The sequence below is a fragment of the Paenibacillus gyeongsangnamensis genome (assembly GCF_027533625.1).
Lineage (GTDB): Bacteria > Bacillota > Bacilli > Paenibacillales > NBRC-103111 > Paenibacillus_G > Paenibacillus_G gyeongsangnamensis.
The window spans coordinates 286496-311226 of record NZ_JAQAGZ010000004.1; the positions used below are offsets into that span (position 1 = coordinate 286496).

29 protein-coding genes are annotated in these 24731 nt (G+C 37.8%); 1 reads left to right on the forward strand and 28 read right to left on the reverse strand.

The genetic code is table 11. The annotated features are described in order from the left end of the window. Nucleotides 1–144 precede the first annotated feature (144 nt). The 10 genes from O9H85_RS08080 to O9H85_RS08125 are packed head-to-tail and all read right to left on the reverse strand — an operon-like array spanning nt 145 to nt 7388. Nucleotides 145–489: a hypothetical protein gene (locus O9H85_RS08080; RefSeq protein ID WP_269880813.1), complete on the reverse strand. Its 345-nt coding sequence runs from the start codon at nt 487–489 to the stop codon at nt 145–147. A 1-nt stretch (nt 490) separates the two neighbouring features. Beyond that, nucleotides 491–1225 (reverse strand): peptidoglycan recognition protein family protein, encoded by a 735-nt coding sequence (locus tag O9H85_RS08085; RefSeq protein ID WP_269880814.1) that lies wholly within the window; start codon nt 1223–1225, stop codon nt 491–493. Continuing rightward, on the reverse strand, nt 1225–1704 hold the full coding sequence (locus O9H85_RS08090) for a hypothetical protein (RefSeq protein ID WP_269880815.1): 480 nt from the start codon (nt 1702–1704) through the stop codon (nt 1225–1227). Before O9H85_RS08090 ends, O9H85_RS08085 begins: the two co-directional genes overlap by 1 nt. A 22-nt stretch (nt 1705–1726) precedes the next feature. Beyond that, nucleotides 1727–2044 carry a hypothetical protein gene (locus tag O9H85_RS08095; protein ID WP_269880816.1) on the reverse strand — a complete coding sequence of 106 codons (318 nt, stop codon included), beginning with the start codon at nt 2042–2044 and terminating at the stop codon, nt 1727–1729. Then, complete coding sequence (locus tag O9H85_RS08100; protein WP_269880817.1) at nt 2008–2547, reverse strand: C40 family peptidase; 540 nt, start codon at nt 2545–2547, stop codon at nt 2008–2010. The genes O9H85_RS08095 and O9H85_RS08100 overlap by 37 nt, the downstream gene beginning before the upstream one ends. After that, nucleotides 2541–3113: a DUF4376 domain-containing protein gene (locus O9H85_RS08105; RefSeq protein ID WP_269880818.1), complete on the reverse strand. Its 573-nt coding sequence runs from the start codon at nt 3111–3113 to the stop codon at nt 2541–2543. The genes O9H85_RS08100 and O9H85_RS08105 overlap by 7 nt, the downstream gene beginning before the upstream one ends. 16 nt (nt 3114–3129) lie before the next feature. After that, nucleotides 3130–4872 carry a beta strand repeat-containing protein gene (locus O9H85_RS08110; protein WP_269880819.1) on the reverse strand — a complete coding sequence of 581 codons (1743 nt, stop codon included), beginning with the start codon at nt 4870–4872 and terminating at the stop codon, nt 3130–3132. 19 nt (nt 4873–4891) lie between these two features. Further along, nucleotides 4892–5761, reverse strand: coding sequence for a hypothetical protein (locus O9H85_RS08115; RefSeq protein WP_269880820.1), 870 nt, complete (start codon nt 5759–5761; stop codon nt 4892–4894). Continuing rightward, nucleotides 5758–6075: a hypothetical protein gene (locus O9H85_RS08120; RefSeq protein ID WP_269880821.1), complete on the reverse strand. Its 318-nt coding sequence runs from the start codon at nt 6073–6075 to the stop codon at nt 5758–5760. Before O9H85_RS08120 ends, O9H85_RS08115 begins: the two co-directional genes overlap by 4 nt. A gap of 11 nt (nt 6076–6086) precedes the next feature. Then, complete coding sequence (locus O9H85_RS08125; RefSeq protein WP_269880822.1) at nt 6087–7388, reverse strand: hypothetical protein; 1302 nt, start codon at nt 7386–7388, stop codon at nt 6087–6089. A gap of 58 nt (nt 7389–7446) precedes the next feature. Here O9H85_RS08125 and O9H85_RS08130 point away from each other — a divergent pair, with 58 nt between their 5' ends. After that, complete coding sequence (locus tag O9H85_RS08130) at nt 7447–7725, forward strand: heavy metal-binding domain-containing protein (RefSeq protein ID WP_269880823.1); 279 nt, start codon at nt 7447–7449, stop codon at nt 7723–7725. A 45-nt stretch (nt 7726–7770) separates the two neighbouring features. Here O9H85_RS08130 and O9H85_RS08135 read toward each other — a convergent pair whose 3' ends face one another. From O9H85_RS08135 to O9H85_RS08220, 18 genes are all read right to left on the reverse strand, one after another. Beyond that, a complete protein-coding gene (locus O9H85_RS08135; RefSeq protein ID WP_269880824.1) occupies nt 7771–10665 on the reverse strand; it encodes a phage tail tape measure protein in 2895 nt (964 codons plus the stop codon). Nucleotides 10666–10870: 205 nt separating this feature from the next. Continuing rightward, nucleotides 10871–11218 (reverse strand): hypothetical protein, encoded by a 348-nt coding sequence (locus O9H85_RS08140; RefSeq protein WP_269880825.1) that lies wholly within the window; start codon nt 11216–11218, stop codon nt 10871–10873. 21 nt (nt 11219–11239) lie between these two features. Then, nucleotides 11240–12166 (reverse strand): phage tail tube protein, encoded by a 927-nt coding sequence (locus O9H85_RS08145; protein WP_269880826.1) that lies wholly within the window; start codon nt 12164–12166, stop codon nt 11240–11242. Then, nucleotides 12166–12321, reverse strand: coding sequence for a hypothetical protein (locus tag O9H85_RS08150; RefSeq protein WP_269880827.1), 156 nt, complete (start codon nt 12319–12321; stop codon nt 12166–12168). Before O9H85_RS08150 ends, O9H85_RS08145 begins: the two co-directional genes overlap by 1 nt. 11 nt (nt 12322–12332) lie before the next feature. Continuing rightward, nucleotides 12333–12764 (reverse strand): hypothetical protein, encoded by a 432-nt coding sequence (locus tag O9H85_RS08155; RefSeq protein WP_269880828.1) that lies wholly within the window; start codon nt 12762–12764, stop codon nt 12333–12335. After that, nucleotides 12761–13225 carry a hypothetical protein gene (locus O9H85_RS08160; RefSeq protein WP_269880829.1) on the reverse strand — a complete coding sequence of 155 codons (465 nt, stop codon included), beginning with the start codon at nt 13223–13225 and terminating at the stop codon, nt 12761–12763. Before O9H85_RS08160 ends, O9H85_RS08155 begins: the two co-directional genes overlap by 4 nt. A gap of 1 nt (nt 13226) precedes the next feature. Further along, entirely contained in the window at nt 13227–14129 is a 903-nt protein-coding gene (locus tag O9H85_RS08165) for a hypothetical protein (protein WP_269880830.1), read from the reverse strand. A 62-nt stretch (nt 14130–14191) separates the two neighbouring features. Continuing rightward, the gene (locus tag O9H85_RS08170) at nt 14192–14578 is read right to left on the reverse strand and encodes a hypothetical protein (protein WP_269880831.1); all 387 of its coding nucleotides are present in this window, start codon (nt 14576–14578) and stop codon (nt 14192–14194) included. A gap of 18 nt (nt 14579–14596) precedes the next feature. After that, entirely contained in the window at nt 14597–14782 is a 186-nt protein-coding gene (locus O9H85_RS08175) for a hypothetical protein (protein ID WP_269880832.1), read from the reverse strand. A 69-nt stretch (nt 14783–14851) separates the two neighbouring features. Continuing rightward, entirely contained in the window at nt 14852–15925 is a 1074-nt protein-coding gene (locus O9H85_RS08180; RefSeq protein ID WP_269880833.1) for a hypothetical protein, read from the reverse strand. Nucleotides 15926–16001: 76 nt separating this feature from the next. After that, nucleotides 16002–16865, reverse strand: coding sequence for a hypothetical protein (locus O9H85_RS08185; RefSeq protein ID WP_269880834.1), 864 nt, complete (start codon nt 16863–16865; stop codon nt 16002–16004). A 22-nt stretch (nt 16866–16887) separates the two neighbouring features. Then, entirely contained in the window at nt 16888–18258 is a 1371-nt protein-coding gene (locus O9H85_RS08190; protein ID WP_269880835.1) for a phage portal protein, read from the reverse strand. Between the two features lie 35 nt (nt 18259–18293). Next, a complete protein-coding gene (gene terL, locus O9H85_RS08195; RefSeq protein WP_269880837.1) occupies nt 18294–19970 on the reverse strand; it encodes a phage terminase large subunit in 1677 nt (558 codons plus the stop codon). A gap of 78 nt (nt 19971–20048) precedes the next feature. Further along, complete coding sequence (locus tag O9H85_RS08200) at nt 20049–20306, reverse strand: hypothetical protein (protein WP_269880838.1); 258 nt, start codon at nt 20304–20306, stop codon at nt 20049–20051. Next, entirely contained in the window at nt 20306–22273 is a 1968-nt protein-coding gene (locus tag O9H85_RS08205) for a hypothetical protein (RefSeq protein WP_269880839.1), read from the reverse strand. Before O9H85_RS08205 ends, O9H85_RS08200 begins: the two co-directional genes overlap by 1 nt. Before the next feature lie 344 nt (nt 22274–22617). Then, the gene (locus O9H85_RS08210; protein ID WP_269880840.1) at nt 22618–23052 is read right to left on the reverse strand and encodes a phBC6A51 family helix-turn-helix protein; all 435 of its coding nucleotides are present in this window, start codon (nt 23050–23052) and stop codon (nt 22618–22620) included. A 253-nt stretch (nt 23053–23305) separates the two neighbouring features. Next, complete coding sequence (locus O9H85_RS08215) at nt 23306–23566, reverse strand: hypothetical protein (protein ID WP_269880841.1); 261 nt, start codon at nt 23564–23566, stop codon at nt 23306–23308. Nucleotides 23567–23784: 218 nt separating this feature from the next. Next, nucleotides 23785–24597 carry a hypothetical protein gene (locus O9H85_RS08220; RefSeq protein WP_269880842.1) on the reverse strand — a complete coding sequence of 271 codons (813 nt, stop codon included), beginning with the start codon at nt 24595–24597 and terminating at the stop codon, nt 23785–23787. Nucleotides 24598–24731: the final 134 nt, after the last annotated feature.

Sequence of the window (24731 nt, forward strand, 5' to 3'; positions counted from 1 at the left end):
TTACCACGAACAAAAGAGGAGCTTTGCACATACCATGTTGGTAGAGGAGAGGGTTATGTATGCGCTTTATTATTATGTCTGGTTATTTGTCAGAATATTCTCACCAGTTGTCTTTCGTACTGGAATATTCGCTCTACTTGTCTTTCACACTGGAATATCTATATTTTGCTTCTCAATTTGATGTTGCTTAGCAAAAGCAATTGCTTCATCAAATAAGGATTGTACAATTGTTTTAAACAATGGTTTACTTACAACCAATCGTACGACCGAAGGAAGCAAGTCATAGCCCTTATCGCACACCCAATTAAATTTGTCCTGACCATTATCAAGAGCTAATTGTTCTGCTTTCTTCTCGACAGCCAGCATAAGGGTGATTGCTTTCTTCTTAGCAAAGGCAATAGACGCTTGATAGTGAGTAATAACGTAAACAACACCAAATAGGAATACTGAAACGATTCCCCAATACTGATTAATAATTTGTTGAACCATTTTACTTCGCCTCCTTCAATCGTTGAATTACAACGCCTAGTTCAGCCCATGTTACCTGAGCATCAACTTCATGATCTTGCGTAATCAATTTGTTTTCTTTAAGCCAGGTCAAAGCGTCAACTTTCCATTGATCAATCGTTTTATTATCGCTCACGATAATACCTCCATTATCTTCAGGCTTCCATATGTCTCCATTTACCAATGCATCATAATACCTGCTGACAGTATCAATAACATCCTGCCATGTTTTTCCCCACTTAGCCAAATATTCAATTGGGTCTTCATGATCCGTGCCACCTAAAATATGAGTCACATCATAATGACTCCATAAGGTTCCTGAACCGTCTGCTTGGGCTTTGCTTACTGAAAGTTTATTTTTGAATAAATATTCAGCGGCTCGTTCACACCACATGTCATAAGACAAATCAAAATCTTGTTGATTATCGGCATGACACAATTCAAGATGAATCGCATAAGGATTAATTTCATGTCCTGCACCATAGGCAATGTAATCAGGGTTTGCTACTTGGATAATCTCTTTTGGATCGATGAATTCATGGACGAAGGCATCTTGATAGTGCCCTGCTTCATAATTCCTTTCACCTTTAGCGGTATCATGTGGGCTGTCTGTATAGTGCATAACAACACAAGTATATGCCCCTACTCCATCATGAAACGGAATCTCAGGAAGCCCATCAATCCAATCAACATTTACGGGATAACGAAATACACTCATTATTTATCAACTGCCTCCACTAAAATATCTACTCCTTGAAGTCTATACTTTTGAGCAATCCAAATGGGAAACGTTAATTCATGAACACCAGCCGTTTTATGTTTGTTTCTTGGATGATGTAATGCTTCATATTTTGGTTTGCCGCGGTGACACCATTCACATAGAGACAATTGATTGCCCTCACTATCAACTGATGTAATAGGCAAATCATTATTTGGCGTGAAATGTGGATGGTCTGCATTTATTTTTGCAATATCAAGTGCATTAGAAAGTGAATACTCACCAAATAAATGGTGGGACTCCATTCTTGCTCCCTCAGAATGCTTTACACCACAAATAAAGCACGGCGTATCTAATACAACGATTAGATGATGCCGTGCCTCTTTAAACTCTTTAGATTCAGTTCGATCATCGTGAGCAGGATAAAGTACATGTTCTTCATGATGGAAATCTACTTCATGTGGCTGATTTACGCTCATCTTTTATTTTCACCTACATTGTTCATTTATGATATAATGCAATAACTGCAACGACTAATGTTCCTAGACTTAAAAGGATATGTACCCAATTCGGAAGTACTTGCCTAGTTATTTTCTTTTCTTCCCTTGTCTCAATCAATCCCTTTTGAATACCTTCCACGTCTTTATAAACCAACTTTAATTTTTCATCTAATACATCTTTGGTCACATAAATTTCTTCTCTACTTAGAAACATTTTCTTAAGATCATATAATGCTTCTTTAATAGCTGATAGTTCAGATTCAAGCTTAGTCTCTAGTTTTACTAAGCGCTCTCCGTCAGTAAGTTCGTTGTTTCCCAACTTTGACCCCTCCATATAAACATTTTTGTTAATTGATTTTCGTTCTTATCGTCTATAGGAGCTGGATTTGCTACCTTTGACCATTTTCTATTTACGCTCTTGCCTATTTCATTAATATAAGTCGAACAGATATACTTTTGATGTTCCTTGTACCAATCAATATTTAGGCTTATTTCAAAATGAAATAATTCTAATGGGATTAATACATAATCATATTTGGAACCATATTTTGATTTAGCAAATTGAATCATTTTAGTCCGTTCATCATCTGTTAAAGATAAATCTCGCCAGATTTCTAGATAATTATTTTCGGACATATAAAAAGAGAGGTCGATTTCACCAACCTCTCTTCCACTTTGGGCTTCACATAAAGTTGTATCGTTTACAAACAATGCGACATGGCTTGGTCCATCTGTTATTTCTTCGATGATGTGATCAATTAGACCGTTCCCCCATACAAAAAGTACGTCACCGGGTTTAATTTGCATTTGCTCACCTACCATGAAATTGCTTGAACCTGAGCTACCGTAGTACAAGCCATAACTTGCGGCTGCAAGGTATCTCGAAATTTAGAAAGTTGTGTATTTAGATGTGCTAGTGAATCTTTAAATACAGAATCGAAAGTAGGTGCATCTAAAGTCAATCGAACAACATTTCCTGTAGAATCATAAGCCGTCCATTTGATACTAGTAATAATCGCTTTATCGAATGCACGACCAGCTTTAGTAAAATTCGATTGAGCTTCCGCATCATAAGAGAACTGATACGATACACCACTAACAGTAGAAGTAAACCCTCCAAGAATCGTTTGTTTACATTTATCATTTAGCTCCGCAATTTTTTGCGTTTGTGCTGTAGTTAATTGTTGCGCCATCGTAGGTGTAGCAGCTAAAGATAACGATCCTGATTGAATGACATATTTTCCTTGGTTAACGATTGCATCCAGCCACTGTGCTTGTGTGATTTTTACCGCTGTCGTAGGAATTTTTGTTACATCCCAAATATCGTCGCCATAAAAACCTATAATATTTCCGTTTGTGTCGGGATTTGCATAGTATTGAACTGACATTGTTATTCCCCTCCTTTTATGAACCTACGGCAAAGATGTAGACATTTTGACTAGCGCCACTGTGATTCCGTACCGTTGCAGCGCTAGTCGTTGGCCCTTCGATACTTAGTTCATAAGCAGAACTTGTATCTGTTGCGGTAGCTGTAGCAACATAAAATGCGGTTGGGAATGTTATCGGCCAATTAAAGTTTGTCGTACCATTAGCTACTGCCGAAACCACACACCATTGGAATATAACACCGCCCGGCAACTTTTGATAACCGTTTGCCGCTTTGGAGTTTGCGAACGAACCGCCAGAGCCGTTGATGGTTAAGGCTCCGTATACTGTCGTGTCTCCAGAGTCGTTGACGTCAAAAATAGATGCGGTATACGCTTTATTTATAATATTGAAAACATTCCCACTAACTCGAAGATGCTTTGCATTTCCTGCCGTTGTAGTTTCATATAGTCGTATTCCCGCGTTCCCTGTGTTCGTGAACAGGTTGGCCCCATTGCTGAATGTAGGTATTCCGTTGACGCCCAAGTTCCCCGATACTGTTAAGTCGCCTGTGTTACTTAAAGTCATAGTCTGCGTGTTATTAGCATTGTTCGCCCAATAAAAGCCACTTGTTGAACCTATTTGAGCAATTTGTGTACCAGTGCTCTGTATAAACGCCCCGCCACCAAAAGCGACGCCTTTACCAACCGGGAAGGTTAAGCCTCCTGCCAAAGATGCATTGCCATTGTCATCAACTGAAAAAGTTGCCACGTTATCCGCATAGTTTGATACATACCAACCTCCAGTTGCGCCGTTCGATGCAAAGTGCGCTCCCGCAGGAGCAGAACCATTCCATGAACGTAGGGTGATTTTTGGAGTGTAGTTTGCCACACCAGATTGAGGAGATTGGACCGATACCTCACCGGTAAAAGTAGCGCGTCCGGCTCCGTCATCGAGCGTGTTGCCACCACCTGTTTTTACAGCAACAGCAGCACCACCATATCCTGTTAGCCAGAGTGGGCCACCGTTACCAGTTCTCGCTTGATTGACACTTTGAATATAAACACCAGTTACGTCACTCGCAAAACGGAACCCTCCGTTTCCACCACCAACAATAAATGCTTGTGTGCTATTATGACTTAAATCTCCGGTAAATGTCTTATTCCCGCCAATCGTCTGCACTGTAGTCAAGTCAACGAAATTTTGCGTCGAGCTTCCGGTTCCACCGTTGGCGATGGAGAGAATACCTGTGACATTCGAAACCGGTATTGTCGTACCCGTAGTATTCGTCGTTGGAATCGCCATGCCTGACGCTCCATCTGCGGTAGAATCGTTATATGTAGATGTTGGAGTTATAATAGTAGTAACTAACTTTTGTGTTCCATCAGCTCCACCTGCAACAGTACGATATACCCTCAAAGCAATAGCAGTAGAAGGCCAACTTGTAGGTAAGCCGCTCAAATTTACTTTCTGATTACCACTAGTAGTAGTTACAGAAATTGTTACGCTACCATTTGTTTCAGTACTATAAATCAGAGTATTGTCTGACTTTTTATAGCCTGTAACGTATGTTAGTTTATATAAATAAGTTCCTATGCCTAGTCCTGTTCCAGACGCTGCGGCTGCACTCACACCTGTTATACTAGGTGCACCAATTTGTGGAGCTAATGTGATTTGTCCAACATCAAAAACGCCATTCAGCATATCGGCATATTGATTAATATCTGTTGCTAGTGGAGTTACCGTTTGTCCCGGCTGGACTTTATACAGACTATTTGCCATTATTCATCAACTCCTTTCTCTAATTTCCTAAAATACCAACTTGACCAATAACAGATAGCAAGAGGCCGTTTGTCTTATTCGCATTTATCGAACCATGTAACCATAAGTTACCTGAAGCATCTATCCATCCTACCTCTGTATAGTTTCCATTCGGATCGGCAATTTGATATGTTACTGCAAATTGAACATTGTAACTTTGAATAATTGTAATGAAATCACATGTTTTGCTCGTTCCTACTGTTGCATTCCATAAGGCTGTGTCTGTGACTTGAACATTGCCTGTCCCTGTACCAAGTTGAAATTTGTTTGGCGGCACTATTGCACCCGACTGACCACTCACATTTGAAGTTCCAGTCATCCATTTTGCAAATGTCGATCTCATGTAATTTGTTATGACAGCAGAAGAGTTAGAAGTATCAGCCACCATATAAACCATCCATTGAACCGTTAAAGTTTGGGATGATGATTTATATTGATTGATGGATACATGCGCCCAAAGGTTATTATTCGAATCAAAAAGACCTAGTTCATTATAAAATCCAGCTGGATCGGTTGTTTGGTAAGCTAGGTTATATTGCGCGTAATAACCTTGCGATACTTGTATTGAGTCACAGTTTCTTTGAGTTCCAGATATAGCAGACCATAAAGCGGTATCAGTTGGTAAAGTTCCATTAATGCCAAAAGGAGGAGAGCCGTTACCTGCTCCTATTTGAGTAGGAGGCAGAACTGCACCAACCCCTGAATTAGGAGTACCACTGAGCCATTTTGCTAAAGAAGACTTCATGTAATTGGTGATCGTATTGTATTTTTTTAAAGATGCAACTGAACCGTCTTCATTTTTAACAGTTATTGTTACTTCGCCCACCAAAGAATAGTTTGAATTTATCATTTCCAAGTTCCTCCAACACCCCAAGACCACCCAGCATTATGGAAAACTCCATTTGTATCGTAACCACCCCAAGTCAATGTTGAAGGGTCTGTAACATTGGGCGTAATTGATGCATTCATTGTTGTAGTTTCCGAAGGTGAAGTAGTAATCGATGTACCATTCAAATAAGTTTGAAGCATCGTTGTTAATGTTGCCGTGTCATGGGGTGAGCTAAAATACTGAATCATCGTATTGTCATATGAATTCTCATCAAAATCATCGAAACGATTATGTAAAGTCTCAAGTAACTTAATGATCGATGAATCATCACGCATATTATCACTTCCTATTGAACCAAATAAGGAATGTCACTTATTTCAATGTCATATTGAATAAATGCTCCATTACTATTTGAATTTACGATTTTCTTTCTCACTCGTTGAATAAACACTTTTGTATTATTTAGTCCACCCATCCGACGAGATGAGTTCAAATAAAAATACTGCCCCGCACGCCATCCTTGAGTGAATGACTGAAACGAGCCAGTTAATTGAGGATAACCATATTTATAAAGCAGCATATCTCCACGTGCATTAGCGGCATCAATAGTAGCCTGTGATAATGATTGATCTGTTACAGCAAACTCATATATGCCATCACCTTGCCCATCATTTGCAATGGCAACAGTTTGTGCTTGTGGATTTTCTCTCATAATTATCGTGTCCTGAAGATAATACATCGTTACAGAGATTGTAACTCCAGAAGCTGGAGCATAATTTAATCTCAATAAGTTCTGCGAATAGTTAATGTAGGCAGAAGAAGTATCACTTGTGTTTTGTCCAGGTGAACCATCAACCAAGTCTCTTTTTACAGTTAATGATGTGCCACCAACTGTTACGCTAATATCACCGCTATTTCTGGATGGTTTATATCCTAAGTTCCATTGAGTTGTATATCCATCACCTTTATATGTAAGTATAACTGGTGTACCAATTCTTGATTTGAATCCTTTAAGATATACCCTAGTTTTCAATTGTGAAATATCATATTCTAGAATCAAGTCTTTATAATTAACCGTATCTGTATCTATGTACAAAATATTTGTAGACAATGGAGATGTGAAGAATTCGATTGGATAAAAATGGACATCTTTGTAATAATCAATGTACCAACCAAATTCAATTTGTTCTGCAACTTTTTTAATTGCATCACTTGGTTTCTTATAATTAAAATATTGCGGTGGAATTGTGTACGATGATTGAACATTATTGGTTGTAAAACTTGGCGCAAATTGAGATACGATTTGTTTAATCATGGCATCTGCTGACATTTGACTATAATAATTTATTACCCATCTTTTATTAAATGAGAATTCATATGATTGAACGCTAACATCATATGATAAATCTGTACCAATATCTGTTTCTTTTATTTGAGTTATAATACCTGCAAATTCTCTTACGCCATTGTTTGTCCAGATTACTTCATTTCCCGTTTTTGGTATTGTTAACTCTCCATTAAGATTAAGAGTAAACGTCATCGTATCCGATGTCATAATGACATTGTTATCGACTTCTACGCTCTCCAGATCAATATACGAAGAATAATCTACACCTGAAATTGTTATTTGTGTAGAAATACTTGACACCTTCTTCCAATACTATGATAATAAGAATGCTTATACCTCTTAAGGTTGGTGAGTCTATATGTTTGGGCGAAAAAAAGAAACTGAAGAAATTCCAAGTGTTCCGGTATATACAGTCCATTCGCTGCCACGAAAGTATGAACCAATTGATACCGTTTGTGTTCAGTTATCAGATGTTTGGTCAAAGAACCTTAGAGACAATCATGTTAAAGTCATGAATGAGTTAGGTAAAGAAGCTGCAAAACTTGGTGCAGATGCGGTATTAGGTTTCATGCTTCATTCTCAAGGAACTTCAGCAATCTTAAATGCCTATGGTACAGCAATTAAATACAACGATTAATAAATAAGCGCCTCTAGGTTAACCCTAAAAGGCGCTTTCAAGTTATTATTGTAAAACAAAAGACATTTGTTGTCTTATTCCTTGAACAAGGTCGGTTGATAATTGTTTTCCATCTTTATTAGCTCCAGTAATATGAACAGTCAAATTTTGAATAGTTACAGTGCCATTCGTTCCTTGTCTTCGGAAAGCTCCACCATTTAGAAAAGAATCAATTCCAAGAGTGTATCCGTCATTTTGATTTTTGATTTTTGACTCTGGAACGATGAATTCTCTTTCCCCACGCTCACCCACCATAGCCAATGTTGGTTTTGTAACTACTCCACCATCGCCAAATGCTGGAACACTATCTGAAAATCCAGAATATCCATCTCCCGTACTATAGTCTGATCCGGAAGAATTATTATTATCACTTCCACTGTTACTACTAATTGGTGGGCTTATAGACGGAGCCGTAGGTGCGCTACTGAATATAGACTTGATAGAATTAACAACTGAAGTAGCAGCGTCAATAACGTAATGAATAGCCCCTGTAATACCATTTGCAACGGATTGAACAAAGTCTGATCCAAATTCTAGTGCCTTATCTTTAAACTTGGTTAACTCATCCCATGCTTTTTCAACCCATGTAACAATATCTTGCCAATGTGTTATAACTTCATAAATCGCAGTTCCTAGTGCAGCAATTGCAAGTATTACAATTCCAATTGGGTTAGCATCAAGAGCAACATTAAGTAACCATTGAGCAGCAGTTAAGGCACCTGTGGCAATTTCTGATGCTGCTAAAGCTACTTTCTGAGCAATAAGTGCAGTAGTATTGGCAATAAATGCAGCAGTTTGACCTGCTGTAGATGCTGCCGCTACCCAACCTTGCATCGCATAACTCAATAGAGCAACAACCATTTCTCCAGTAATTTTAGCCGCAGCAACAACGACTTCAACACCCATTTTAATAACTTCTGCCGTAAAACTTGCCGCTAATTTAGCGCCTGCAATAACTGCTTCAGCACCTGCTTTGACTACATTGACTGTAAATTCAGCTGCTAATTTTCCACCAGCTATAACAGCTTCTACCCCTGATTTAATAATTGCTGGTATAAATAGCACACCCAAAAAAGAAGCTGTTGCTATAAGTGCTGTTTTGTGATCATTTACGGAATCAGTTAGAACATCGAGAGCAGAATTTTTGAATGAGAGCATCTTATCCCAAACAACTTGAAGTATATTTTTTATTTCATCCCAATGCGTATATACCTCATATGCCCCAACTCCTAAGGCGATAACTGCTGCTGTAACAAGTCCAATTGGAGTAAGTATGCCTCCTAATGTGAGTTCGGCCCCCTTAAGTCCCATTTGCAAGAATCCAATTGCAGATACAGCACTTAAAATGGCTCCTCCAACTGTAACCATTACAGAAGCAAGACCACCAACCAACATAATTATTTGTTTGGTGCTTGGATCAAGGTTTGTGAACCAAGTAACAAGATTTTGTGCTTCTTGGGCTACAGTACGTAATGAAGGAGCCAATGTATCACCAAATGATTTTTTCATTGTTTCCGTAGCTGCGTTGAGTCGTAACATATCGCCTTGAAGATTATTCAACTTCTCCTTTGCGATATCAGCAGCTTTCTCTTCGGAGAGTGTCTTTTTTAACTCTTCAAACTTGTCTTTACCTTCCATTACAATTGTGTTTAGACCAGCAAGACCATACTTGGTGAAGGTAGCAGCTAGAGCAGCTTCTTTTTGCTTATCATTCAAACCACCAAATTTCTGGTTCAGTACTCCAATAATATCTGGTAAAGGTTTTAAATCTCCATTTAGTTTGTAGAATGAGTCTGCTGCACCATCCTTAGCAGAAATTCCAAGATCATGCATTAATTCAGCAGCCTTTTTAGTTCTTGGCTCGAGGCCGAGTAGTGTATTCTTGAGCGCTGTACCAGCAGATGATCCCGAGATACCATGCTGTGCCAATAGAGCAATTGCTGTAGACGTATCCTCTATTGATTGATGCATATTGGATGCTACAGGCCCGACTTGTCTCATGGAATAGTAAAAATCATTCATCGTAATTGATGAAGTATGCATTGTACCACTAATGATATCGCCAACTTTAGCCAGTTGATCTCCAGATAGGCCAAATTCGTGCATCACGTCTGTTATAACCTTCGCAGTATCACCCATATCACCATCAACAGATTGAGCAAGGTTATTGACGACTTCTATAGCACCATTCATGCCATCTCCTAAAATTTGAGTAGATGATAACCCTTGACGAGCCAAGTCATACATACCTGTCGCTATTTCATTAGCCGAAAACTTAGAATTAGAACCAAGTTTAAGCGCTGTCTCCTGCATCTCTTTCATGTCAGCAGTAGGTTCACGATTCATTAAAACTGCGTGAATTCGAGACATAGATGCTTCAAATTCCGCAGCGGATGTAATAGCATCCTTGAATAAGTGATCGCCTTTTGATCCAATACTCTCCATACTCTGTCCTAATTGTTGTAACCCTATTAATAAACCTGCCTTCGATACAGATTCTTCAAGTCCATTAACATTAGTTTTTGCTTTATTGAAAGCCTGAGAAGCTTCTTCAATATTACGAATCGATTGAGCAGTAGTATTTAATGTAGTATCAATGGATGAAAGAGTTTGAGTCATTTCTGACAGGACTTTGCTATCATCTAATATCGATTTAGACAAAGCTTCAGATGATTGGGTAACACTCGAAATCGAACGACCAGTACCTTCTAACGAGGTTGAAGCATTATTGAATACTTCATTCATGGAACGAAATTCATCCATTAAGCTGGTTGCAGCTTTCGTTGCATTTTCTATAGGTTCAGTTAGAGCCTTTATTGATGCGGTTACACTTTCAAAAGCTGAACCGGCATCGTTTTGAGCAGTTAATAATAATCTTAATCGTGCTTCTTTATCTGCCATATATTATTTTCACCCCCAACCTACCCTTGCATTTCTTTTCTAACCCTTGACTCTATAGACATATAAGCCAAGTCTCTTTCAACAATAAAAGATGGGATATTATCCAGTTGTTCTGGTGTATATCCCATCTCTCTTCGATAGACAAACTCAACATATTCTCTTGGGGCCGTTTCTGACCAACCCTTTAAGAAATTATTGAGTTTGTCTAATTCTTTTTTTCAACCGTACCTTGTGTCCTGATTTCACTGAACTTTTTCACAACAGCAACGATTACTTCAACAGGAAGCCTATCGATCGTATCATTGGTAATGGGCAGTTCAATGGGCTGCCCATCAAAATCATTAACATTTAGATTCTTAATCAAAGCGACTACAATCTTTTCGTTAATTTCCAAAGAGGTTTCAAAATCAATCTGATTATCGATTGTATTTTTTGTTTGTGCTTTTGCAAGTTCCTTTTGAAGACCCCAAGGTAAAATCTTAGGATTTCTTATTTCTACGTATTGTCCTTCACCTAATTGTTCAGACAAATCGATTTTGATTGTGTTTTCCATTGCTTATAGACTCCCCCTGTTTTAGTTATAATTCGCAATAGCAGATTGTAATGTAACTTTAATGCTTCCAGCATCTGTAGCATTGTATAAACCGCGAATATTTGCAGAAATACGGACAACATCCTGAGAACGATCAATACCATTGATTTTCTCGAATGCACATTTTGTCATTTGGATTGTCAAAATGTTCGTCCCACTTGTAAATGTAAACACAACGGTAGGCTGAGTACTATTCAAATAGTAATTGAGTTCGGTATAATCATCGATTTCAAAATCGAGTTTGCCAGTTACATCTAATGCGCCTACATTAGCTTTAGTCGGAGATTGAGAGTTATTAGCACCAAACGTCATCTTAACAGCACGTTTAATATTCAAATCTCCACCGATTAGACGAGTATTAGTGGAACCACCAATAGATACAGAGTTTTGAAATCCCAGAAACATTGGCGTATTAGCAAAAGTTGGAGTATGAACAGAACCACCAACAGCAGAAGCTTTAGATTGAAATTTAACACTGTTAGTTAAATCTCCATCGGTAGTAAATTTAAAGCCCAACTCTTCCAACACAGAACCTGCATATACACGTTCATTGACTCCATCATAATCAAATAAACTGAATGAGGAAGGTTGATTGTTACTCAAGGTAAAAGAATGAGTATATGGGCCAGTACCAGTGACTGTATCCTGTCCAAAAATTCCTTTTAGGAAATATCCGATTGTTTCAGGGAATACATTACCTTCAATATCTCCTTTACCAGTCATTACACTATTATAAGTATTGAAATCTTTTGCAAAACTGCCACGTTTACCCGAATCAAGAATTTGCTTAATATCATCTTCCATTTTTAGAGTTTTCCAAGGAATCCATACAGTTGGAGCGGTAGCTGCTGTACCCCAAGCTGATTCTATAGCTAGACCAACCCTACTTTGAAATTGTAAAACTGCCATTAATTAACGACCTCCTCTTTCTTTTTCTTTTCTTCAATTAAAACAAAAAAGGCATTATTGATCGGTTCATCAACCTCAATAATGCCTTCTGGCTCTATTTCAATATTTTGAATTGGCAAAATAACTGGATATTCACCAGTGTATTTATATTTCACACAATCGCCCCCTACGCGATAATTTCAGTTTTGATTTCAAATGTCTTAATTGCTCTCATACAAATGCCTGTACTATTTGAAGTAGCTACTGGAGGAAAGAATTCAGTATCAATATAATCCCATGCGCTTTGAAGAACTGTTCCTCCTAGCGTATAATCTGATCTTAATGCATTATCGATAGCATCTAATAAATCATCAAAAGCCTTTTCGCTAACCATCTCATCAGGATTGTAATCAATGGATTGAATGTATAGATATACAGTGTAAAACTGGTGTCTACGATGACCATTCACACCTTTTTCATGTGTTTTATCTAGTGAAATTGTTATCACAGGACAATCGGAATCTTGAATCAATTTGGGTTGATTAGTATATACAGAAGTTACACCTGGTACATTAACCAATAGATTCTTTATACTTTGCTTTATACTGGTTCTACTCATCCAACCACACCTTTAAATATTCTTTCCGCTAAATCATCTGCTTGTTTATCTGCTTCTGTAAGGGCTGCATTCAATGTTTCCAGAGTGAAATTTCTTGGCTTAATAGCTTTATGTTGCACAGTCATTGCAAACACCTTTTCTCCACCATGTTCAAATACTAAAGCCTTCTTCTTTGCTTTTATTACGTAAGGGTCTTTAGAAGGATCACTTCCTTCGTCAAGCACTTGACCATACCAAACACTATGGAAGGTAGCTTCTCCACCCCCATTTGCATGTGGTTGTAATTCATAGCGGACAGAATTTTTCAGATTCCCTTTTTTAACTGGAACCCTATTCTTCAAATCATTCTTAACCCATATTGACATATCAACAAGCCAATTTGTTGTTTCATGAACTACTCTCTCTTGGGAAGAAGCGAGTTGATCAATTAGCATAGAATTTTCAATCGAAATGTTAAACATGTTAGACTACCTTCCTATATCTGCGTAACAATTGTTTTGCTAATTCTAAGTCTTTTTCATCATTGCTTTTTTGCTTTGTGGGTGCTTCAACGTTTGCCATGGCAATAGCATTGGAACCACGTTCCTTTAGAAAATAATTCACAACTAGGATACATGCTTGTTTAATGTCTGCTGGAATTGCGGAAACAGCAATCTTCGCATTATGGTTAAATAACAATGGGTTACTTAATTGAAGAGTGTTTCCAGTTAATGAAAGTACCGTTATGTCTTCTGTATTTGCTCCATCATAGAGTGTAAGCAATGTTCCATTCATAATACCTGTAGTATCATTAACAACGATTGAACTGTTACCCATACTTGCATTATTTTGAAGAGTGGTATTCGCGTATCCATTTACGTATGTATACTGAACTGTAATCTGAGTATTTTCAATGTTTGAACCCATAGATGGAGATATATAGGTTGAATAATATGAATTAACTGGATATGCAAAGTTATTCCCGAGTGTTAACATCGAATTACCAAGATACTGGAACCAAATCATTGCTTCGAAATGTCGTTCATAAACCTGTATATTCGATATATCAATAATTGTCCAGCTTGCACTAGGATAAAGTCTCCATTGGACGTTGCTTACTTGTATAATCGGTGCATTATATGGCTGAACCCTTAAAAAACCATCTCTTGTAATATGAGTCGGTTTAGTTTCAGTATTAATAGTTGCAGATAAACCACTTGGCATTTGACAGTAATTATCAATCCATGCTGAAGCACGTCTTATTACATTACTTAATTCGGCATCTTGTGCATTTTGAATATTTATATTGGTATTGTCCAATTTATTAACGTTAATTGATGTCGGCGCTCGTTTATATTCATCTATTGTGAGATACGATTTACTCAATCAAACACCTCCTTTAACTTGGAAAAGAGGGATCGATTGACCCCTCTTTTCAGAAAAATGACTTAAGATTTTGCTGTAAATCCAGCGCTGAAAGTGAAGGACGGAGTAGTTCCGCCAAGTACCCAACGAAGACGTACTTTTTCACCGAAATTCGTTACAGGAACAGTAAGAGTATTTACACCTGTTTGCTGAGCAATAGTACCTGCACTTGGAATGGCAACATATTTACCACTCAAAAAATCAAGCGTTTCAAAATAAAAATTTGCTGTAGGTGTAGTACCAGTTACAGCAGTAATATCAATAACAAGCAATCCTTCAAAGTTATTGGACGCATCAAAAGTACTCGTATTACCATTTGTAGTTTCTGCTTGAGATACATGTAATGTAAACTCTTGTGTATTTCTTACTTCAGCTTCAGCCAAAGTAAAACTATTTCCAACACGATCCATGTATTATCGCCTCTTTCTTTATTTAATTTGACCTGTAGCTTTAAGTTCTTTTTCTATCAAATCCGAAACGTTTGCAATACCATCGTTAAACTCAGCAATTCCTTCTCTTGTAAAGATTCTATGAGTACCTTTTTGAGAATCTTTCAAAGTAACTTCTTTTAGACTTGATTCAACTTGAGTTTCTGTTTCTGCTTTATTTGCCATAAATAAATAACCTCCAAATTTTATGAAATAAGGGTACTGATTTTATTTCAGTACCCTTGATAATTACAATTAGCGAGACACATAGCCCCATGCGTGAGCATAGGCAGGAGCTTTAAGAATTGCACCAGTATTGAATGTTACAGCAACGTACTTATCAGCCAAATCAGTAGACAAGCCCATTTTATAAAGTTGGATATCAGGAGAACCAACCCAACCCTTCTCAATTTGGTTCATAGAAGCAACGAAAATAGGATAATCTGTGGATGCTCCTGTAACTGTAGAAGTCTTAGTAGACATTTCCCAGCAAGGAATAACAGGAAGAGTACCAGCAGCAGTACGAATACCGTCAAAAGCGATACCAGGCAATACTTCAACGTCTTTTGCAAGTACTTCCTTGTATGTATTTGCAGCATTCTTGATTTCTTGCTCCATGATATCGAGCAACAATGGATTAACAAAGACATGAGTAGGTTTCACTACTACCGTTTGGTTTGCCATCATGTTTGCTACTTTAGTACGGATAGAATCAATAATAGAAACACCCGGATTAACTTGAAGTGTCAATTGTGCTTGAGTTTTAATCGATGCATACTGAACACTAGTAGTATCAGTCAAGCCAGTAGCTGTACCAGTAAATAGTCCAAGGTCTTCAGCTTGATATACAGCAGTAAGCATATCTTTCAAGTCTTTTGCAACCAAATCAGGGAAAATCCCGGATTGTTCGTTTACTTGTTGATCGAACAGACCAAAGTTAATTTGACCTGCAAGGGCACGTACTTGAGCATAAAATTCAGTTCTCAAAGAACTACCATTGTTAGCAGCAGTTACAGCTTGAATGTTACGAGGATCAACGAAGCCACCAGTATTAGGCAAAACGTATTGATCGTACCAACGGTGAGGTTGACCGGTTGCGCGAGTTTGGTATTTATCAAGCAATTGACCAAATACACCACGTTCACGCTTGATATCATTAATTTCGCGTTTAAATTGTGGTGTAAGCAAAACACCAAAGTTTTGATAATCAGTAGCTGCTGCTTTCAATTCTACAAATTTTTGAAGAGTTACAGCTTTACCAGCTCTGATGCTTGCAAGTTCTGGATTGGACAAACTTGTGAATGTAGGTTGAGTAATATGATTAGACATTTATAAAAGCCTCCAGTGTAATTTAAATTTTGGAAAATAAAAAGACCCGTTTTAAACGAGTCTTCAAAAGTTGTATTTAGTTGTTTTGACCAAATGCTGCACTCAGTTTAGCGGCCATGGAATCAACAGCACTCAATTCTTGCTTATCAATTCCTGCGAACAATTCAGCAGTTTCTTTAGCTTTATTGTCACCTTGTGCAAGCAACTGTGTAGAATCCATAGAACGTCTTTGCGGTGCTGTTTCTTCTTTTTCTTTACCAGCTTGAACTTCATCTGCTTTCTTATTCAGTGCTTCAATGCTTGCGTTAACATCCTTCATGATATCATTTTTAATGTCTTCCTTTGCCTTCTCAACGCTTGCTGTCACATCAGCCTTAACATTATTAATTGCTTCCATTAATTTTTCAAAATCCATTTTTATGGCCTCCTTATTTGCCGCTAATATTGCGGTTGTTGTATATGCAGCAGCCCATTTATATAAAATAGCCGCTCCTGTAAATATAATTGAAGTTGCGTTTGCTACGTTTTCGCCATTGTAATCATAATCTTCAAGAATTGTATCGGTTGTCTCAAGTGACATACCAATATCACCTTGACGTTCCTTAATCTCATTGACTTGGTCGGGAAAATCCTTGCCAAATAAATAGCCTGAAACTTTAACCTGATCCCCTTCAATCCAAGCTGTTTCAATAACCCCTATTTTATTAGTCACTTCATGTTCATCAAGCCAATAAGAAGCATTCACACACATCCCTTCAAGTGAGGAAAGCGAATTCTCTGCAACCTCTCTTGAAATATAAAGTTTTCTTCCGCTTGTTCCAGAAGGAGGGTTTTCACTTGGACGGTCAACATAAAAAAGAGTCCCATTAAATGGAACCTTGTTAGGATGGTCAGTTTTTTGTTGAATCTGTACCTGTGCCTTAATCGAAGATACTTTCAATATTTAGTTCACCTCCTTCCCTTTATTCAACCTTTAAGGGATCTGCTGTTTGATTCATTGATTTTTCAATCTGTAATTTAGGATTAGCGAAACCGTCATTCATGCCATCCTTATTTTCATCTTGCAACAAACCAGCAGGAAAAGTGGTGTTGTTATTATTGCTTCTACCATAAAGGGCGAGGTATTCGGCACGAGTATATATTCCTTTTCCGTCAGGTAAAGGTTGTAGACCCTTTCTTTCTCTAGCTTCATCAATGGTAATAATGTCCTGTTGAACATCAATCTGCAAAATTGCCGAAAGCGACTTTTCATCTTGCAAGTTCGCTGTCCATCTGAATTTAAACAACAAGTCTTTAATACCTAGAGGCTCAATTATCTTCTTGTTGATAGCAGCAGCGACAGAATGAGCTAGTGGTCTAATTGCTCCTTCGTCAGAAGCATTATCCAAAATATCTCCTGTAGCACGTGAAGCAAGAACAGCGCCAAACTTTTGAGAATCCAAACCAAATGCATTTGCAATCTGATTAATTAAGAAACCTTGCCACTTCAAAAACAATGCTTCATCACTTGAAGCTCCTAAATCAATTGAAGTTGCACCTTTTGAAGCAAATATAGGTAGGACTCCCCTACCTTCAATCTCACTTCGCCAACGCATGATAAATTCATCTAATTGAGGTTGATCAAAGTCTTCCCCAAGATTCAACGCTTTATCAGTTGTCGCATTACTCGCTTTCTTACCCGCATAAGCTTGAGCATTCAGCAAATGATTAATTGTATCTGCTGCAACTTTTAATGGAGACAATCCCCAAGGCGAATTTGTGCGTGGATTATGCCTAATGAAAATAAGCTGATCGTCTCGAAAATCCACTTGTGACTTATCATTAAAATTAATCTGTGCGTATCTAGGATTAGTTCTCGAACCATTCCAGTTTGTATAGATTTGAAGGCTTGCAGCATCGAATGGGTAAAGTACAAAAGGTTGATCTGTATTACCTTTCCATTCTCTCTTTTCGATGTTTGTATGACCTATAACAAGCATATCTTCTACAATTTGCTCAATAAATGAACGCCAAGAATCATCATGGTTAGGTGACTCAAGGATTCTTTTGATTCGTTCGATATCCTTTTTCTGTCGTGCGTTCAATGACTTATTATTTTTAGCTACAATATCCCAATCTAACATTGAAACTTGATTTTTAATGTAATCAATCGCTCTTCTTGGAATAGGTGATTCGCTAAAAGAACGAAGTTTATTGTTATCAATCGTAAAGTTAGGTTGCGGTCTATTTACTCCTCCAACCATTCCGAAGAAAAAAGGAAATGGATTAGACCTTTGAGCCGGTTCTTGATTAGCGGCTTGCAATTCTGGCTTTCGGCCTAAAGCAGCACTCAATAAATTGCTTATGTATCCTATGACTATTCACCTCCTTAAAGCGAACCTAATGCAACCCCTCGTCGTTTCGACTTAGCTATCTGTGAAACAACCATTTCCAAAGCATCTGACCTATCATCTTTTCGAGGTAATGAACGATCTGTTCCCACATCTTCAAGTTCAGCGATTAATTCATGTTGATTTTTTTGGAAACGCAAAAAACCATTCGATACGAATGGTTCAAGCGATGAAATTCTGAGCCATTTATCACCATTAGGCTTCGGAATCTCTTTTATAGGTAAGTAAACACCACGACTAAGAGCAGCCTTTGCTAAATCCGTCATAAACAAGAATTGGAATTGAACGGTTTCAACAACAAAACTTCGATAATTGTATATCCTGGCTTTTTCAATACACGCATCGATAATCTTTTCTGGCGTTCTACGCTTTGCATCAACCTCAAGCACATACATGATTCCTGTTTTCTTATGCTTTCCTACAGTTACAATTGCAGACAAGTCAGACTTATCATTCTTACCTAGCGATGGGTCAACTGCACCATAGATATCAAGGTCATCCATATTGATATCCGATAATTCATAGTAAGTAAAATCTCTAAACAATACTGTGGTATCATCTTTTGGATCACCAATGTACTCAGTTAAGAAAGATTTTCTATTAGCTTGACGAATTACCATCAAGTCATAAAGTGAAATTCTTTCTTTCCAAAGGACTTCTGCCCCTTCTTCCATATCAATCATATTACTATCATAAAATTCTCTGGCCTTTAGGTTCGCAATCTCTTTAGCATGATCTTCGTTTTCTGCTTCATCCCAATCACGCTTATTTAGTATTAGTCCCCATTGCTCCCATAAATCCATTCTTTCAGGCCAACTTGTAATAGCTGAATACCTTTTTGTCTTGAACCGAGTATCATTCTTTATAATCCTGTTCAAAACAGCATCATTATGAAGAATCGTACCAACCCAAATGATTTTTGTGCCACCTTGAGTTGGTGAGCCTAATGGAACGATGGTACTATTAAACCAGTTATGCATTTTATCACGATAAGTTGGACTGTATACATCAGGGTCTTTTTCAAGATCATCAATTAATACCCATGGACGATTTCCTAGATGGTTCTTACCACGAATTGCATCACCAGAACCTACAGCTTCAACAAGGATGTTATTTGCTGTGATGATTTCACTTTCAGACCATTTGCGTCTATTATACATGTCTCCAAAATCACGTATTAGCTCGTCGTTATTCTCAAGTTCAAACTTGATGTTAGTTAATACTTGCTTTGCTCCTTCTTGTTTATTGTTGATAATTACAAGATATGGATGGATCTGAAAACAGATGATATATAGTGCCGTTATTGTCGTCCCTAATATCGTCTTAGCATGGCTGCGAGGTGCTATAAACCCTAGGAAGGAATTATGATCCTTGTCGTTTACAGCATTACAAATCATTTTAGCCATATCATAATGAAACTCTGGTGATGGTGTTTTAGGCCAAAGTAATCGATTATTGTTAAAATATCGCTTGGCAAAAGCCATAATATCATAACGATAAGATTCGATTTGCTTTAGACGCTCCAATTCCTTTAGGGATGATATGTATTTATGCATCGATGATTCATCAAGATTACCTTGATTGAAAAGTGCTTCGTATATGTTTACTTTTTCAGTATAGAGATTGATTTTCTCTATACGTTCAGTGTCATTCATAAAACCACCTTTAAATTCACCTCCATCATAAAAGATAATAAACCTTCAACAATGGAGGTAATGTTGGATATTTCGTTTCTACCATAACTGATTCAATGTAATGGCTATTGTAAGTTCGGAATCTTGTGTAGGTAATGCGGTAAATGGGGTTTTTCTCCCATTTGCATAGTAAGCAAGTGCCCACGCAACTTGTTGGTATGAAAGCGTGGGGTTTGCTGTAACGCAGTCAGAAATGCTTTTTCCACTATTTGTATTGAACCAAGTTACAACTGTATTCACAACGCCATTAGTCAACCATTGATCGGTTGTCGTTGCCGGAACAATGATAACGGCCATTATACAAGCACCTCCCTGACATAAATATCGAACTGCCCGGACGTAGGGGCTGTACTACCTGTTGTAATATTCAAATACAGGCAGTTTGCGATACCCCCAGCACCTTGACCGTCTTTAAGCGTACAGAGGTATCCGCCAGTCCAAATTCCTGCTGTCATTTGAACGGCTAAGTTTGCACTTGTATCTTGATAGTTAACGGCTGTACCCGCGTCATCATAAGTATAGACCTTGACAGCACCTGAGTTCTGGTTCGTGTTGTTTACGATAGTAATAGACCGGTTTCTTGCGGTGTAGTTCAAAACACTTTTGAAGTAAAACGAATAGCTCGTAGTCGCCGCAGTTAAAGAACTATATGATACAGTAGTGTGGTATATGGTTGGAACAGTAGATGTAAGAACATTTGCGGCTCCGTTCGTACCTTTCCAACGGTCCATACTTCCGCCATTCCACAAGGAAGGAGCCATCATAACAATGTTTGACGCTGATACACCGTCAGCAGTAGCAGCACGTTCAAGGAAGTATAACCCTGTTGATGGGTCGTATACAGCTTCTTCCGCAATGCCGATACCATTAGGATAAAATCCAGAAGTACCAGGGCCATTGACTGCATATACATCCCACTGTGCGCCTGTATGCCCGCTGTTGGCAATTGCAGTTTGAATTGTTACTGGATTTGTCCCTGCAACATAGCTTTGAGAGGTATAAACAACTTCTGTTGTACCGCCTGTAAGGACTAATATGGAACCCGGCTGTAATCCCGTAGGAGCAGCGCTAAAGGTAATGGAAGTAGAACCAACGCCGCCGCCAGAAGATATAGTACCTGAGGCAACACCCTTGCCTTGAATGTTACGAGAGCGATCATAGTTTACACCGTTAAACTGATATTCGGCTGCTACTGCTGTTCCTGTACCACTTGCTCCATCAAGTTCCCCGGATGCGGAGCGTTCTTTCTCCCATCCACCTGCTCCACTATTAAGTTGAGCATTAAACAACATAGCAGGGCTTGCTTGTAATCCTGTACCAGTTGTACCATCGGTCACAGTAGCATCTTTAGCTTGGTTGTAAACAAACCCGGAAATTGTCCATGTCCCACTATGAGCATTATTAAATTTCGCGGTGAATGTGTTAGATGTGACAGCAGTAACAACAACGGTTTCCTTACTTGCACCTGTATCTACAACCAATACGGAACCAACTTGAATAGACCAAGCACTTCCTTGAACCGTTCCGCTCATAGCGGCGGGTGTAACGGAAACTGTTTGTCCTGCCGTAACGGAAGTGGTAGAAGTGGTTGAAAAAGAACTTGCAAGTTGTTGTGTTCCTGTTGCAATACCAAGAGCAGGAATACCGTCAATTCCAGTTTCTCGCTGACGGTCTAAGTTGCCAGTCGTATTCAATAACTGAGCTACGCCACCTGTCATCAGACCATAAGTCGTACCGCCAAATGATTGGTTATCTGTATTGTGAAATGCAGAAATAGTGGCTAACTGCTGTGTTGCACCATCTTCCAATCTCATATAACCGGGGCTTGATTGCGTTGTGGAACCCCCACCACCACCACTTGGATTTGTTTCATTGCCCATTGAATATGCTTGAGCAACACCAATAACCGTAATCGATCCGCTTGTATATGATGAAATACGCGCTCGTACAGAAGTCAACCCCCGAGCATTAACCTCATATAGACCCGTTGCCGATGCAGTAGGACTTGCACTATTTGTGCCCCTTTGAAAAGCATTAACCGCATACCAGTTTCCGTCCGGTCCTTGACCTTCAAATATGATTGTTCCGACAAATGTGCCAGATACAGCCAATTCCGCCACTCCATAACCACTAGTATTCAACGGATTCCCATTTCCTAATGCATTTGCCGCATTTTGGAGTGTTACAACAGATGATAAGGTGCTGCCCGATTGTTGCATAGAGTATATTAATTGACCATATTGATCTACTTGTTGTGCTGACATATAAACCTCCTTATGAAAGTTGAAAAATTTCTCAGAAAAATTTTGTTAGGAATAATGAATAGGGAAAATTGACAATAAAAAAAAGGGAGTGGCCTAGTGACCATCCCTTGAGAGTTTAAAAAATGATAAAATTATAAGTATGAAATCCGTTGGGGGCTGCACAGCAATGACCCCATTTCTTGCAACGGAGTGGCATACCCCATGGCACCCTGATTCGTGTAAATGGTTCGTGTAAATTGTATTACACGAACTAAAACAACACTTTTGGGGCCATTTTACCGCCAAAAATATAGTACTTAGGGCTAGAAAATGGTTCGTGTAATTCTAATACCCCCACGGCTTTTTTATTCTGACTTCAACACACTGTTCCTTAACTCATCTAACTCTCTCTTCAAATCATCTGTTGTCTTGTTTGATTCATTAATGTTTGTGTTCACATCAGCCGTGATATGAGTGTTGTCTTTCAATTTGCCGCGACTTTTCAAAAAGAGTTCCGCTGCCTTCATGTTCTGTTTCTTAACTGCTTGTTCAATGATTGAATTATATATCTTGGCTAAATGTTCATCAGCTACAGATTCGGTAAACTCGTCCCTTGCTTCAATAAAATCTGGATCATTGGTTCTCCAATTGAATAATGTTCGCTGAGATACCCCACACTCTTTTGCAATGGTATCATACGTCATCTTTTTAGACTCACCATCATTTAATTTTAAGTCCAGAGCTGTGAGTAATTTTATTGCCTTCTGCTGTTCTGACTTCAATTTGCTGAGTTTCTTCATAAATTCACCCCTTTTATACCACTTTTAACCATTCCACTTTATCGAATTAAAGCATTACACTGTATAATGGTAAAGTGATGAAGCAAAAGCCGATTTTGAAAAGTTTTCTTATTAATACGTGCACCTCTAGAAAACGTAACTTTATCGGCAACTTTAAGCACATCACTTTACCACACTAAAATTTTTCCTTCATTATATGTTCCATTTTTGATATCAATTTTATATCATTCCATATCAATTATAGAACGATATATTAAACATCTTCGCCTTCTTCAATAATAAAACCATTCATAATTATCTTGACCATTTTAGCATCTGGTTCCCTATTTTGTTCTTTACAATTCTTATAATAAACCTGCAAATATTCATCTTTAATCTCATCTATTGTAGCTTCATTCCGAAGTAACCTTAGCATTTTTTTTGAAACATCGCTATATGATTTAAAGAGAGTATCGGCATATAGATGCAAACTAAATTTTTCACTTAATGGAATGATATATTCTCTATCTTCCATATTACTTCTTCTCTTCTTCAACAATCGGATTATTCAATACTGCCTTAATCTCCAGAATAAACTCAGCTTCACTACCTTTTAAATCAGCTCAATTAATAAACACCAGAATATTTTGTTTTACATGATCCGCAATTTCATATTTTGCCATCAATATCAATCTCCTATTATTTTTTAATGAAATAGAAAAAAGCCACCTCAAAAGGTGACTACCTAATACTTTATTGTTTTTGTCTCCATATCCTACTTTGAATATAGTCAAAGAGTAAAATACTTTTTAATGAATTAACTGGTGTGCCATATTCTGTATCTGCACCATGAAGAATTGCATTACGACTTAAATATGATTCCAACGGTTTCCCATGTTCGAAATTTACAAGTACTATTGTTTTATAGAACCCCAAAGCCACAGAATCGAAGGACATTATATGATCCTCAGATAATAAATCTGACAAGTAGCCTTTCATTTTGTAACCATCCATACGTCCGATATGTTGAAATCCGTCTGCAACCATTCCTTCTAATTGGGCCAATAATGGCGGTATTGCAATAAAATAATTTCCATTAACATGAGCATTTATCGATTGCCTTAAGATTAGCATTCTTTTGCTTAATAACTCAAAACTTTCCCACTCACTTAATAAACCATTTAGTTCTTCTTGATCAAACCTCTGAAATAAGTACTCATGCAAATATTGTTCTGTTTTTTCTTTACCGTGTTCATCATAATAATCGATTATCTCAGAAATCTCGAAAGTGAAAAACTTATCACTTGGCGGATAACCACAATCAACTAATATCAATTTAAGAGCTTCAGTTTTATTCTCTATTATTTTTAAATGTTTATACGCTAATTTTAATGATTCAGAAAATTTTAAAACAGCTTGATCGATCCCGCTTCTTAACTTTCTTGTCATTTCTGCTATTTCTTTCGTATTTCTTAAACTTTCTCTCATATATTCAATAACTTGTTGAGTTGGATTCAGCATCGATTCCTGTATCTCTCTTATAGTCTTTACCAAGTCATCATCCATTATATAATCTCCCTGTAAAAAAGCATTTAAGAATATTATATAATGACTTCAGTTGACTTTCCATATCCATCCATGGTATATTTTACTTATAGATAGTTCGTGTAATTAATTCGCATATAAATTACAAATTGGAG

What these genes read in the sequence shown, in the direction of transcription:
- O9H85_RS08085 (WP_269880814.1), bottom strand. Translation starts at nt 1,225, where the DNA reads ATGAGTGTATTTCGTTATCCCGTAAATGTTGATTGGATTGATGGGCTT.
- O9H85_RS08080 (WP_269880813.1), bottom strand. Translation starts at nt 489, where the DNA reads ATGGTTCAACAAATTATTAATCAGTATTGGGGAATCGTTTCAGTATTC.
- O9H85_RS08140 (WP_269880825.1), bottom strand. Translation starts at nt 11,218, where the DNA reads ATGGAAAACACAATCAAAATCGATTTGTCTGAACAATTAGGTGAAGGA.
- O9H85_RS08100 (WP_269880817.1), bottom strand. Translation starts at nt 2,547, where the DNA reads ATGGTAGGTGAGCAAATGCAAATTAAACCCGGTGACGTACTTTTTGTA.
- O9H85_RS08135 (WP_269880824.1), bottom strand. Translation starts at nt 10,665, where the DNA reads ATGGCAGATAAAGAAGCACGATTAAGATTATTATTAACTGCTCAAAAC.
- O9H85_RS08200 (WP_269880838.1), bottom strand. Translation starts at nt 20,306, where the DNA reads ATGGCCGTTATCATTGTTCCGGCAACGACAACCGATCAATGGTTGACT.
- O9H85_RS08160 (WP_269880829.1), bottom strand. Translation starts at nt 13,225, where the DNA reads ATGTTTAACATTTCGATTGAAAATTCTATGCTAATTGATCAACTCGCT.
- O9H85_RS08120 (WP_269880821.1), bottom strand. Translation starts at nt 6,075, where the DNA reads ATGCGTGATGATTCATCGATCATTAAGTTACTTGAGACTTTACATAAT.
- O9H85_RS08215 (WP_269880841.1), bottom strand. Translation starts at nt 23,566, where the DNA reads ATGGAAGATAGAGAATATATCATTCCATTAAGTGAAAAATTTAGTTTG.
- O9H85_RS08155 (WP_269880828.1), bottom strand. Translation starts at nt 12,764, where the DNA reads ATGAGTAGAACCAGTATAAAGCAAAGTATAAAGAATCTATTGGTTAAT.
- O9H85_RS08145 (WP_269880826.1), bottom strand. Translation starts at nt 12,166, where the DNA reads ATGGCAGTTTTACAATTTCAAAGTAGGGTTGGTCTAGCTATAGAATCA.
- O9H85_RS08220 (WP_269880842.1), bottom strand. Translation starts at nt 24,597, where the DNA reads ATGGATGATGACTTGGTAAAGACTATAAGAGAGATACAGGAATCGATG.
- O9H85_RS08180 (WP_269880833.1), bottom strand. Translation starts at nt 15,925, where the DNA reads ATGTCTAATCATATTACTCAACCTACATTCACAAGTTTGTCCAATCCA.
- O9H85_RS08175 (WP_269880832.1), bottom strand. Translation starts at nt 14,782, where the DNA reads ATGGCAAATAAAGCAGAAACAGAAACTCAAGTTGAATCAAGTCTAAAA.
- terL (WP_269880837.1), bottom strand. Translation starts at nt 19,970, where the DNA reads ATGAATGACACTGAACGTATAGAGAAAATCAATCTCTATACTGAAAAA.
- O9H85_RS08090 (WP_269880815.1), bottom strand. Translation starts at nt 1,704, where the DNA reads ATGAGCGTAAATCAGCCACATGAAGTAGATTTCCATCATGAAGAACAT.
- O9H85_RS08110 (WP_269880819.1), bottom strand. Translation starts at nt 4,872, where the DNA reads ATGGCAAATAGTCTGTATAAAGTCCAGCCGGGACAAACGGTAACTCCA.
- O9H85_RS08210 (WP_269880840.1), bottom strand. Translation starts at nt 23,052, where the DNA reads ATGAAGAAACTCAGCAAATTGAAGTCAGAACAGCAGAAGGCAATAAAA.
- O9H85_RS08205 (WP_269880839.1), bottom strand. Translation starts at nt 22,273, where the DNA reads ATGTCAGCACAACAAGTAGATCAATATGGTCAATTAATATACTCTATG.
- O9H85_RS08170 (WP_269880831.1), bottom strand. Translation starts at nt 14,578, where the DNA reads ATGGATCGTGTTGGAAATAGTTTTACTTTGGCTGAAGCTGAAGTAAGA.
- O9H85_RS08105 (WP_269880818.1), bottom strand. Translation starts at nt 3,113, where the DNA reads ATGTCAGTTCAATACTATGCAAATCCCGACACAAACGGAAATATTATA.
- O9H85_RS08115 (WP_269880820.1), bottom strand. Translation starts at nt 5,761, where the DNA reads ATGATAAATTCAAACTATTCTTTGGTGGGCGAAGTAACAATAACTGTT.
- O9H85_RS08130 (WP_269880823.1), top strand. Translation starts at nt 7,447, where the DNA reads ATGTTTGGGCGAAAAAAAGAAACTGAAGAAATTCCAAGTGTTCCGGTA.